Here is a 12,119-nt window from a genome sequence, read left to right as displayed (position 1 = left end):
GTGGTTTTTAGACACCGGCGATCGCCAGCCGTGCTGCCTGGACTTGCGTCGTCGCGAACACCATCGGCATTAGCAGAACCGGCCGTCACCAGACGTACAAGGTCGCCAGGCCGGTGCCGTCCTCCAAGACCTTTGTCGTCACCGCCCCCAGGTGCCGGCCATCCTCGGAAAACTGCAAACGCAAGGTCGACCCGGCGTCTTCGTCGATCGCAAGCGTTCCGATCCTTTGCCCTGTTTCGCTGTGCCATAAATGCACGCGCCGTCCGACCGCCGTGGCGATGGTTTTGCCGTCGCGCGAGGCGGTCAAGGCCGTAACCGGTGACTGCAGGCGGAGCACGCGCGACAACTCTCCCGTGTGGGCGTCAATCAGGTTCACGCCGCTCGGATAGCCGTTGATGAGCAAGTACCGTCCATCGGGCGAAAACTGGACATCAGAACATGCTCCTTCGATGCTCTTGATGTCGGTCCACGATCCGGAATCGACGTCGAGAATGCCGGCATTCTCGACGTTACATATGGCTAGTCGGCGCCCGTCGTCTGATAGTGCGGGGCGCAGATGATCGGCATAATAACTCTCCTCGATTTTGCCCTCGCCGGGGCGCCCGAACGTGCAGTGCAGTTCACCGGTGGTGGTATCCCAGACACGTGCGTGCCCAGTCCATTCGACGGCCACGGCACGCGTTCCGTCCCGGCTAAAGCATGTACTGTGGATGGGTCCCCGCGGCACGGTAGCGGTGATCAATCCTTCGGCGCTTGCCACATCGCTGAAGATTACCCTGCCACGAACCCAGTCCCACCCGACGAACCGCTGCAGATCGTGGCCAAAGGCCATCGCCGATGCGGCCTCTGCCTCGATGTCGCGATCGAGCACCAACTGTTGCTGAGTCACGTCCCAAATGTGCATGCGCCCGTCATCGGTGTGAACCGCCAGGCGGCTTAAATCACTCGACAATTCGGGTTGTGCGAATCGATAGTCGCTCTGAATTGCGACAGGGCACCGCAGCATCGGCACGGACGCACCGGGGGCATCCAGGTCCCATAGGCGTACTGTGCCGTCGTAACTAGCGGTCGCCAGGGTACAACCATCGGGAGCGATGATCATGTCCTGAACACGGCCGGTGTGCCCCAGCAACGTACGGCTCTCGACGAGTGCCGGTTGCATTGCCGAAGCGGACGGAATTGGCGCCTCCGGCACTTTCCATACCTTTACGGTGTAATCGGCGCCGCAAGATAAGAGCTCACGACCGTTGGGCCGGAATAAGACTTTGTCAATGCGTGCGCGGTGCCCGTCGACGATTGGGCCGGGACTGGTTGCCGCGAAACTTGCCATGCCAACGGCATAGTTTGAGGAGAATCCCAGCTGATCGCCGGTTGGCGAAAAGGCCACGCTCATGATAGGTCCCTTAACGTCGACGTCGCGTCTACTCCAATCACTCGTGTTGAAAATGGTGTAGCCGTGAACGAAGGGCACCAGCAAATAACGTGAATCGTGGCTCCAACTGACGACGTTCAGCGGATTTTCCACGTCGAGGATCGTCAGCAGCGTTCCTTGCAAATCCCAGATGCTCAGCCCTTTGTCGGCCCCTTCGCCGGCCAGCAGGTGACCGTCCGGTGAAAACGCCGCGCACAGTTGCGGCTTCGACTGCTCGGTTACGACACGCAGCAGAGTCCAACTGCTCGTATCCCACAGCTTGATCGTGCCATCGCAACTGGCGCTGGCCAGGACTTTGCCATCCGGCGAAAAATCGACGTCGTTCGTGCAACTTTCGTGGGCATGAATGACGTGCCGCTGCTCACCGCTGCGCGGATCCCAAATGCGGATTGTGCCATCTTCGCCCCCGGAGACGAGCGTGCCACCATCTGGCGAAAAGGCGACACCGTAAACTTCGCCCCGATGTCCGCGCAAGACGAGCCGTTCGTCGTGCAGTGCGCGGTGCAGGTAATGCCATTCGAATCCGCGCATGTCGGCCAGGCGGCTACCCGATGCATACTTGTCGAGCAATTCAGCAGCCTTCTTGATGCTCCCTTGTCGGAGCGTCTGAAACGCCTCTTCCATGCGCCCGGCATAGGCATATTGCTCGTTGGCGTCGCGTTCGTGCTCGGCAATCTGGCGATGCGCGTCGGCTTCCGTCCGGGCGGACATTGCATCCACCCGCCGCTGTTCGGAGAGGGCCAGGGCCGTCGCCATGCGCCACGAATACAGCCCCGAGAGCGCCGCGATCGTTATGCCGGAAACAATGCTCACCAGCAGCATGGCAGCAATCGCCGGGCGCCGGCGCGCCCATTTCCAGACGCGCTCGGGCAAAGTCCGCGGCCGGGCCTCGGTGACGTGGCCTCGCAGCACTCGTCGCAAATCCGCCGCCAATCGCCCCGCCGTGGGATACCGGCTCGAAGGCTCCTTGTGCAGGCACTTCAGGCATACGGCTTCCAAATCGCGCGCAATACCGCTTCGCAACGCGCGTGGTGCCACAGGCTCTTCCGAGACCACCTTGCGCAGCGTATCCACGTCATTGCCGCCGCGAAATGCCGGCTGGCCGGTCAACAACTCGTACAAAATCGTTCCCAGCCCGTACACGTCCGTTGCAGGGCCGATGTCGCTCAGTCGACCTTCGGCTTGCTCCGGAGCCATGTACGCCGGCGTTCCCATCACCAGGCCGGTGCGCGTTTCGTCGCTGATCAGGTCCTGAATCTTGGCCAGGCCGAAATCCGACACCTTGGGAACGAGGCCCACATTATCGAAATCATTCGCGGCGATGGCCGACTCGAAGGGCTCGAGCAAAATGTTGCTTGGCTTCAGATCGCGGTGCAATACGCCGTGCGCGTGGGCGTATTCGATGGCGTCGGCGATCGGCAGGACGATTTCGACCGACTGCCGCGGCGCGATCGTGCAACCGCGCCCCTTGATCCAGTCGGCAAGATTGCTTCCTTGGCAATAAGCCGCGGCGATGTAACTGACCACGCCGACCTGGCCGGCTTCATAGACAGCCACGATATTGGGATGAGTCAACCGTGCCGCCGCTTGCGCCTCGCGCAGGAAGCGAGTTTGTAGTTCCGGCGTCAACAGCGCCTCGGGGCGCGGGATTTTGACCGCGACGTCGCGGTTCAAGATCGGGTCGCGGGCCAGCAGCACTACGCCCAAGCCGCCGCGGCCCAATTCTCGCCGCACTTCGAAGCGGCCGAAGGTGGCCGGCGTCTCTAGGGGCGCGTGTTTCGTTGCATCCCGCACCGGGAGCGTTTCTTCCTGACCCCGGCTGGGCGAGTCGGCCGTGGCTTCGCCCGCCAGCGACGCTTCCGCCGCATCCCTCCCCGCATGGAATAAGAGCTCGATGGTCCGTTGCGCTTGTAATAACCGCGAAAGCGTCTCGACGCCGGCCGGGACGTCCTCGGCCCAAACAGCGTCCTCGTCACGACGGTAAACGCTCAACCGTTCGTCATAGGCCCAGGCTGCCTTGACCAGTTGATCGTCAACGTCGGATTCGTGGGCCGACCGGGCGTCGTTACGGTCGCTCATTACGATTCAACTCCCGCTTCATGCGCTCGACGGCGCGAAACCAGAGCTTCTGCACCGCATCCGTACTGCGGTGCATGCGATGGGCGATTTCTTCCAGTGGAAGCTGCTCCCAATAGCGGAGACGCAATACAGTTTCATATTCGTGCGGCAAGCGGCGCAAATACTCGTCAACCACGACCGAGCGCTCGGCGGCCATGGCGCAGCGGCTGGGGCTGTCGACATTGGCGGCCAGGCCGTCCTGACCGCCGCGCGACAGGTCGAGCAGTACCTCGCGCCGTACGTCCCGGGCTTGCGCGCCGAGATACCTTTGCTCGGCGGAGTGGATCTTGTTCAGCAGTATTCCGCGCAGCCAGGCGAGCAATTCCTCTTCGCTCGCCCCCTCGAAACTGGCCATCTTCCGCTGCGCGATCATGAACGTCTCTTGCAGCACATCCGAGGGGCTGACTTTAGCGCGCAGCTCCGGGGACAACTCCCGATGGGCGACCAGCAACAGGTAATCGCGCAAACCTCCGACGAGGGCGCCAAACTGCTCGACGGAACCCTGTCGCGCGGCCTCGAACGGATCTGCAAGGTCTACCAGAGGCGCGCGGAGCTTTGGTTGCTCCATGACTCTTACCCCGAATACCTGTCTGGAAGGGTCCCTAACTACGTTCCCCCCATCGAAGGGTTCATGCTAACCCTCAGGAGTGGGCAAAGCAACTGGTCGAATTCCGGTCTTTACCCTAGATTCACATCAAGGGCCGTCAGTCGATATAAGCGGTACTTGCTTCTTAGGGCCGCATCATGACCTGGGCGGGATTGATGGCTCTGTACTTCCCCTTATTCGCCGTGATTTCAAACGCTTGGGGTACGGACTCCAGTCCGGACAGGATGTGTGTAATAGTGGTTTTCAACCGGATCCGGCCCGTTGCCGCCAGCCGGACGGTGTGCGCCAGGTGCGCTTGCGTGCTGATATCCGGAAACACGTAACGCAGGCTGCGTTCGCGTAACAGGTCGATCTCGATCGGGATGGGCCCACCGTAAAACGAGACGCCGATGATCTTGCCCCCCGAGCGCGCGACCGCGATCGCCTGCAGCAGCGAGGCATGGCCGGCCAATCCCTGCTTCGGGCTGCCGCCGGCGCATTCGAACACGACATCGGCGCCGATGTCCTCGGTCAGTTCGCTGATCGTTTTTACGACGTCGCACTGCGTGGCATTCAGCGCGTAGTCGGCCCCCAAATCCCGCGACATCGCGCATGCCTCGTCGCGGACATCGACCGTGATGATCAACCCGGCGCCGCACAACCGCGCGATCTGCAGACATTCCAGGCCCATGCTCCCTTGGCCCAAGATCACTACCGTGTCGCCGACGGCCAGCTGCGCCGTTTCGACGGCGGCCACACTGTCGCTAAGCGACTGCAAGCAGGCTGCTTCACTGTCGGAAATCCGCTCGTCGACTTTCACGAGCGCGACCTCGGGCAGGATGGCGATCTCGGAGAAGCAACCAGGTAGATCGAAGCCGATCACCGGCCCCTTTCGGCACAAGTGGCTGCGCTCCGATTGGCACAACGGGCAATGACCGCACGGCTGTTTGGCGCGGGCGGCCACACGATCGCCGACGCGAAATCGCGCGACGCCGCGCCCGACCTCGACAATCCGCGCGCAGAACTCGTGGCCGAAAAGTTGCAGCGGCGCATCCTGCTCCAAGCGACGCTTCACGCGCTCGTAGGCCAGTGTCGGTATGCCCAGGGCCAACTGCGCCTCGGTCACGCTGGGCTGCACGCACAATGGTTCGACGAGCACGTGCCCCGGTGCGCACTCAGGCACCGGAACTTCATCCAGTCGCATATCGCCGAAGCCGTAGAATCGCCACGCTTTCATCAAGGAACCTTTCTTGTGCCTTAGCTTTTCGAGCGGGAGAACTTCTGGATCGCATGGCAATCGGCCGGCACCATTCCGCGGCGACCACCGGCCGACCAGGTGACCTCGGACACGTAGATCGCGCCCGAGCGATCCATGCCGATATCATGCGGGGCAAAGAAGTCGCCCGCCGCGCACGGATTCTGTCCTCCGCCCCAGCGAGTTTTCAGTTGTCCATGGATATTAAAAATGCTCACGCGCCCGCCCGTCGCCTCGTCGTTTGGCGGGCTGGTGCCGGGCCACATGCCGGCACGATATCCTAATTCGGCCACCAGCACGTTTTCCGCCGTGTCGATGAATACCTGGCTGGGCCGGGCGATATCGGTCCACTCGGAAAGAAACTCGCCCTCGGGCGAGAACAGTTGTATGCGGCTGTTTTCGCGATCGGCCACGTAGACCACGCCGCGGCGATCGACCGCGATGCCGTGCGGCACGTGAAACTGCCCGGGGCCCGCGCCTGGCTCACCCCACGAGAGAAGCAGTCGGCCATCGGGCGCGAACTTGTGAATCCGCGCGTTGCCGTACCCGTCGCTGATGTACACTTCGCCGGCCGGCCCGAGTGCCAGGTTCGTGGGGTAATGAAACGGTCCGGCTGCCTGACGGATGGTGCGATAGTCGACGCTCGTGGCGCCCGTATCCGACGGAGTGCCACTCGTTCCGAGCGTGAGCAGCAGTTCGCCGTCGGGCGTGAACTTGCGCACCGTGTGATCCAGGTCATCGGTGCAATACACGGCGTCGTCGGGACCGATCGTAATGCCGTGCGGGCGGGCGAAGATTCCCTCGCCCCAGGACGTGAGGAATCTTCCCTCGGTGTCGAAAATCGCGACCGGATGCTCACCGCGATTGAAAAGGTACACGTGATCGCGCGAGTCGATTGCCACGCCCGAGACCTCCGGCCAGGAGATGTGCGAGGGCAGCCGAGGCCATTCCGCGACGACTCCGTAACCGGCATCCCGGCAAGGAATCGACAATTTGCTGGTGGCTGGGTTCATCGCAGCCTCGATCGGGATTTCTCATCTTCCAATTCAGGCAGCATCCACGCCACGATGGCGGCGGGCAGAAACAGCAAGCCGGCGTAGACGAGCGTCAGGCGGTAATCTCCGGCGTCATAGGTGTTCGCCTGGGAGGACAGGCCGAAAAACACCGTGCCGATGCCGGCGGCGATGCGGCCGAAGTTAAAGCAAAAGCCGGCGCCGGTCGTTCGTAAGAGCGTGGGAAATAAAGGGGGCAGGTACATGGTGAAGAGCGCAAATACTCCCTGGCACAGGCCAATTACCGCCAGTCCCCACCACAGTTGGTTGTACTCGCGCGGTACTCCATAAGTCACTAGCATGCCGGCACAATACCCCAGACATAAAAGCGCGATCGCGCGGCGATACTTCAGCCGCCGCGCCAGCCAGGCCGCGAAGAAGTTGCCGACGATCGACGACACCATCACCAGCCACACGAACTGGCTAACCAACTGTTTCACCTCGACTTCGCTCCACGTGCTCAGCTCGGGCAGGTTGCGCAAATGCTGCAAGTACCAGAACAAAAACGCCCAATGTCCCGTCAGCGATAGTCCGCAAACGCAGAGCGACAGGATCGTGGTGCGCCGCACGGCGCCGCGAAACAAATCAGGGAAAGCGGGCCGCTCGCCGTGGGAATGTTGCTGCGCCTCTCGCCACTCTTCGGGCTCGGGCACGCTGCGACGTATCCACAGCACGAGCAGCGCCGGCAACACGCCGACCAGGAATACCGAACGATGCGGATAATCAGCAAGCAAAAAGTTCGCCAGGCTGGCCAGCATCACGCCCAGGTTGACGCCGGTCTGCAGCACGGCGGCCATCCACGGTCGCCAGCGGCGCGGCCACGTCTCGGACAATAGCGAAGCCCCCACGGCCCACTCACCGCCGATCCCCAGGGCGGCCAGAAAGCGAAAAATGAGCAAGTGCCACCACGCCTGCGCAAAGAATGACAGCCCGGTAAAGAGCGCGTACGTGAGGATCGTCAGGACCAAGGCCCGGCTACGCCCGATGCGATCGGCGAAGCGACCGAAGAATCCGCCGCCGAGTGCCCAGCCAAACAAGAACGCCGCCTGAATCCAGGAGCTGTAGTAACCCACCGCGGGGTCTTTGGTACTCGTTGCTCCGAGCAGTTCGGCGACAAAGGGGCCGGCCACGAGCACGTACAAGTGCATGTCCAGCCCATCGAACATCCAGCCCAGCCATGCCGCGATGCCTGATTTCCATTGCTCGGGCGACAAGTCGCGCAGACGCGTGGCTTCGCCAAGTGGTTCCTCGGAGACCGCGGGTTCGATGGTCGCGCGAACAGAATTCATCGGGAATGGTACCGGGCTTGTTGGTGGCGTAGAGGACGAGCGAGGCGGGATCAGCCGACGAGCAGAGGCAAGGTAAGACCGCGATTAAGCCAGGATTTCGTCGATGACGCGGGCGGGGTTGACGCTGGTAAGTTTTTCTTTCAAACCGTTTTGGTCGACGTACAACTGATCGTGCGCCAGACCTAGCAAATGCAAAATCGTGGCGTGCCAGTCGGGGACGCTGACGCGGTTTTCGACAGCGGCGAAGCCCAAGTCATCGGTTGCCCCGTACGTCACGCCGGGCTTGACGCCGCCACCGGCCAGCCACGCACAGAACGCGTTCTTGTTATGATCGCGCCCTGCTTTGCGCTCATCTTTGTCGGGCGGCAGTTGCGCCATCGGCAGTCGTCCGAACTCGCCGCCCCAGACCACCAGGGTATCGTCCAACAGGCCGCGCTGCTTCAAATCGCGCAACAATCCGGCGATCGGCAGGTCCGTACGGTCGCAGGCCGCCTTCATGTCGGTGGCCAGCGCCGAATGGTTATCCCAGATTTGTTGATTGATATAAAGCTGCACGAAGCGGACGCCCCGCTCGATCAGTCGGCGCGCGTACAGGCAGCGGCGGCCGTACGAGTCGGTCGGTTCGCGGCCGATGCCGTACATCTCCAAGGTCGCGGCCGATTCCTGCGCCAGGTCGAGCGCGTCGGTGGCCGAAAGTTGCATCCGCGCTGCCAGTTCGTAGCTGGCAATCCTGGCGCCCAGATTCGGCTGCCCTGGCCGCGCCGACTGGTGCATCTCGTCGAGACGGCCTAAAAGGTCGCGCTGCAATTCCGTGATCGCCACAGGATCATCCACCGCCGCGCGGAGGTTCAGCACCGGCGAGCCAGTTGGGCGGAATCGAGTCCCCTGGCAAATCGGCGGCAGAAAACCGGCCGTCCAGTTTTCGATGCCGTTGATCGGTAAACCACGCGGATCGTCGAGCACGACATACGCCGGCAAGTTCTGGCATTCGCTCCCCAACCCGTAGACCACCCAGGAACCGAGCGACGGATATCCGCTGGGCATGTGTCCCGATTGAATCAGGTACAGGGCCGGCTCGTGCGTGATGTTCGTCGTGTACAACGAGCGCACAAGCGTGAGATCGTCGGCCTGTTGGGCCAGGTGCGGCAGCGCGTCCGATACCCACATCCCCGACTGACCGTGCTGCGCGAACTTGAAGGGGCTGCGCATCAGCGCGCCCGCCGCCGCCGGCGATTCAACCTCGCCGGCAATGCGATCGAAATACGCCTCGCCGTGACGGCGGTCCAACTCGGGCTTGGGGTCGAACAGGTCCATTTGACTCGGTCCGCCATTCATGAATAGATGAATGACCGACCTGGCCCGCGCCGGGAAATGTGAAGGCCGCGGCAAGAGGTTCGCCGGCTGCGCGGGCGATGGCTCAGCAGCGGCGGCGGCGAAAAGTTCGCGCCCCAGCAGATCGAGCAAGGCCGCCCCTTGCAGACCTGCCCCCATGTGCGCGAGGAAGCTGCGCCGCGAAACAGGCACCGCGCTGCGTGCATCTTCGGCAAGTGAGGACATATGATTCATCCGCTGGGCGAGACTTTCAATCGACGTACAGGAACATAGCCGAATTCACCATCGTGTGGCACAAGGTTGCCAGGGCGCGCGTCGCGGCGTCATCACCCGGCGCGCCGGCAGCGGCTAACTGCGACTGCCAGGCTTCGGTCAGCCGCGCATGCGTTTCGAGGAAGAGCGAATTCTCTTCGGCCGTTGGCGGCCGACTGAGCGCGATCAAATACAATTGCCGGACCTGATCCGCTGGCCGGCTTCCGGCCGCGACTTGCACGCGCTTGGCCAGGTAGCCCGCCAATTCCCGCACTGTTGTGTCGTTGAGCAAGTGCAGCGCCTGCAGGGCAACTAACGAGTCGCTTCGCGACAGGCAATTCGGATTCATCGCCGGCAGGTCGAAGCATTCCAACAGCGTCGGCGGGTGCTTGCGCAGTTGCTGAACATAGATGCTGCGCCGCTGCCCCGACTGCACGATGCCATCGGGCAGCACCTGCACGGGATCGGCCGGCCCAAAACGCTTTTCATCCAGCCGGCCTGCGGCCAGCAGCAGCGTGTCGCGCAGTTCTTCGGCTTCCAGCCGTCGCAGTGGCATGCGCGACAACAGGCGATTGTCGGGATCAAGCTTCTCGTGCGCAGGCGTGACCGCGGACGACTGCCGATACACGCTCGAGGTCATCATCACCCGGTGCATCGCCTTCATGCTCCATCCTTGCCGCATGAATTCGCAGGCGAGCCAATCGAGCAGTTCGGGATGGCTCGGCGGATCGCCTGTGCGCCCAAAGTTGCCGAGCGATTTGACCAGCCCTTGACCGAAATGATGCTTCCAGATCCGGTTGACCATCACCCGGGAAGTAAGCGGATGTTGCGGATCGACCAACCAGCGGGCGAGCGCCAACCGTCGCCCGGTGGATGCCGCGCCTGCGCGCGGTGGCGCGATCGTAAGCGGCCTGGCAGGGTCGGCTAGAACCGCGGGCACGCCTGCCGATACCAGCGCGCCGGCATTCTGATAATCGCCGCGGCGATAGATATACGTCGGAGACGGTTCGCCTCGATCCCACAGGGCCATGATCTTCGGCTCGGCCGGCTGGCGGGATTCGAGTTCCTTGATCCGCTGATTCCGCTCCGGCGTCTCGGCCGTGGCACGCAGCGTGGCGAGCTCTTGTTGCGTTTTGTCTCGTTCGGCCTCGTAGCGACGCCGCTCGTCATCGGCGACGCACGTCAGAAATCTTTCTCCGGCGCCGGCGCTCACCGCGCCACCGTAGCCGATCAATTGCGGCTTCAGCCAATCGTGCTCGTCGTAGGCTCCTTTGAGCATCGCCGTCAGCCGGTAATAGTCACGCTGCGGAATCGGATCGAACTTGTGGCTGTGGCACCGCGCGCATTTGAACGTCAAACCCATCACGCCTGAGCCGAGCACGTCGACGGCATCGGCAATTACTTCCAAACGATCCGGCACGAAACCGGTCAGGTTGGCCCACGTGGGATCGGGAGCCATGCGCAGAAAGCCCGTTGCCACGACGCAATCTTCGAACTCTTGCGTCCGCGCGGTCGGCCGCTCGATGTCGACGAGATCATCGCCGGCAAGCTGTTCGACGAGGAAACGGTCGTACGGCTTGTCGGCGTTGAACGAGCGGATGACGTAATCGCGATAGCGCCAGGCAAAGTCCCGCGGCAAGTGCTGCTCGCGGCGTCCTTCGCAGTCGGCATAGCCAGCGACGTCCAGCCAGTGCCGGCCCCAGCGCTCACCGTAGCGCGGCGACGCCAGCAGCCGATCGATCAAATGCTCGTAAGCATCGGGTGCCGGGTCGGTGGCAAAAACCTCGACCTCGACCGGCTCGGGCGGCAGGCCGGTTAAATCGAAATACGCGCGCCGCGCGAGCGTGCGACGGTCCGTCTCGGGCGAGAGCGACAGGCCGGCCGCCTCGAGTTTGGACAGCACGAAAGCGTCGATCGGGTTGCGCACAAGCGCTGTTTGCGAAACGGTTGGCGGCACAGACGCCTGCGGCCGTTTGAACGCCCAGAACTCACGGTCCGCGGCACTGACCAGCGGATCTTGCGCCGTGCCGGCGAGGTCGGGCTCGGCGGCCGCGTCGGGAGCGCCTTGTGCGATCCATTGCTCGAGCCTGGCAAGCTCGGCCGGCTCCATCGGCTTGACCATGGCTTCCACCAGTCGCGCGTGAGGTGGCATCTCCGCGGCGCGCACCCGCTTGACCATCAAGCTCTCGTCGGGTTTGCCCGGTACGATGGCCGGACCGGATTTGCCCCCCTTCAACATGCCACCGCGCGAGCGCAGGTCGAGCCCGCCTTCCTGTCGCTGCCGGCCGTGACACGAGGCACAGCGCAACAGAACGATGGGCAGAATATCGTGATACGTAACGGCGACTTGCTGCGGCGCGTCTTGGCCGAACGAGGCCCCCGCTTCGATCCAGCGGCGGATCAATTCGATCTCGGCTTCGGTGAGCGGGTTCTCCTGATCAGGCGGCATTTCGCCGGCATGAATCTTTTCAAAAAGAGGGCTTTCGTCAGGTTTACCCGCCACGATCACAGGACCCGACTCGCCCCCTTTCTGAATACCGCCCGCCGCGTGCAGCGACAACTCGGCCTTCTGCGTTTCCCGGCCGTGGCAGCGACTACACTTGGCCACCAGCAGCGGCTGGACCGCTTCGGCAAAGGAGGGAGCATCCGGCGCAGCGACCAGGCGTTCCGGCGTGGTCAGCGCCAGAAGAAACAGCCAGCCGCCAATGATGCCACGACGTTTCATCAGAGCCTGTGTGGGTCGCACGACCGATATACGGCGCCGACCTCTCGAAGAGCGCAACCAGCGCGGCGTCGCAATCCT

Annotated in this window: 7 protein-coding genes; all 7 read right to left on the bottom strand. The window is 62.9% G+C overall.

Features of this window, described 5'->3' with window-relative positions:
- Nucleotides 1–85: 85 nt before the first annotated feature.
- Nucleotides 86–3,511, bottom strand: a complete 3,426-nt coding sequence (locus VHD36_23265) for a protein kinase (protein HVU90270.1) — start codon at nucleotides 3,509–3,511, stop codon at nucleotides 86–88.
- A complete protein-coding gene (locus VHD36_23260; GenBank protein ID HVU90269.1) occupies nucleotides 3,498–4,118 on the bottom strand; it encodes a sigma-70 family RNA polymerase sigma factor in 621 nt (206 codons plus the stop codon). The genes VHD36_23265 and VHD36_23260 overlap by 14 nt, the downstream gene beginning before the upstream one ends.
- A gap of 163 nt (nucleotides 4,119–4,281) precedes the next feature.
- On the bottom strand, nucleotides 4,282–5,373 hold the full coding sequence (locus tag VHD36_23255) for an alcohol dehydrogenase catalytic domain-containing protein (GenBank protein ID HVU90268.1): 1,092 nt from the start codon (nucleotides 5,371–5,373) through the stop codon (nucleotides 4,282–4,284).
- Nucleotides 5,374–5,393: 20 nt separating this feature from the next.
- The gene (locus VHD36_23250; protein ID HVU90267.1) at nucleotides 5,394–6,404 is read right to left on the bottom strand and encodes a peptidyl-alpha-hydroxyglycine alpha-amidating lyase family protein; all 1,011 of its coding nucleotides are present in this window, start codon (nucleotides 6,402–6,404) and stop codon (nucleotides 5,394–5,396) included.
- Nucleotides 6,401–7,732 (bottom strand): MFS transporter, encoded by a 1,332-nt coding sequence (locus tag VHD36_23245; protein HVU90266.1) that lies wholly within the window; start codon nucleotides 7,730–7,732, stop codon nucleotides 6,401–6,403. The genes VHD36_23250 and VHD36_23245 overlap by 4 nt, the downstream gene beginning before the upstream one ends.
- Nucleotides 7,733–7,816: 84 nt before the next feature.
- Nucleotides 7,817–9,289, bottom strand: a complete 1,473-nt coding sequence (locus VHD36_23240) for a DUF1501 domain-containing protein (protein ID HVU90265.1) — start codon at nucleotides 9,287–9,289, stop codon at nucleotides 7,817–7,819.
- 25 nt (nucleotides 9,290–9,314) lie between these two features.
- A complete protein-coding gene (locus tag VHD36_23235) occupies nucleotides 9,315–12,041 on the bottom strand; it encodes a PSD1 and planctomycete cytochrome C domain-containing protein (protein HVU90264.1) in 2,727 nt (908 codons plus the stop codon).
- Nucleotides 12,042–12,119: the final 78 nt, after the last annotated feature.

Source organism: Pirellulales bacterium, from assembly GCA_035546535.1.
GTDB lineage: Bacteria > Planctomycetota > Planctomycetia > Pirellulales > JACPPG01 > JACPPG01.
This window is presented reverse-complemented; position numbering and strand designations above follow the sequence as displayed.

Coding starts and splice junctions, on each gene's coding strand:
- VHD36_23240 (HVU90265.1), bottom strand. CDS start 9,289: ATGTCCTCACTTGCCGAAGATGCACGCAGCGCGGTGCCTGTTTCGCGG.
- VHD36_23235 (HVU90264.1), bottom strand. CDS start 12,041: ATGAAACGTCGTGGCATCATTGGCGGCTGGCTGTTTCTTCTGGCGCTG.
- VHD36_23265 (HVU90270.1), bottom strand. CDS start 3,511: ATGAGCGACCGTAACGACGCCCGGTCGGCCCACGAATCCGACGTTGAC.
- VHD36_23255 (HVU90268.1), bottom strand. CDS start 5,373: ATGAAAGCGTGGCGATTCTACGGCTTCGGCGATATGCGACTGGATGAA.
- VHD36_23260 (HVU90269.1), bottom strand. CDS start 4,118: ATGGAGCAACCAAAGCTCCGCGCGCCTCTGGTAGACCTTGCAGATCCG.
- VHD36_23245 (HVU90266.1), bottom strand. CDS start 7,732: ATGAATTCTGTTCGCGCGACCATCGAACCCGCGGTCTCCGAGGAACCA.
- VHD36_23250 (HVU90267.1), bottom strand. CDS start 6,404: ATGAACCCAGCCACCAGCAAATTGTCGATTCCTTGCCGGGATGCCGGT.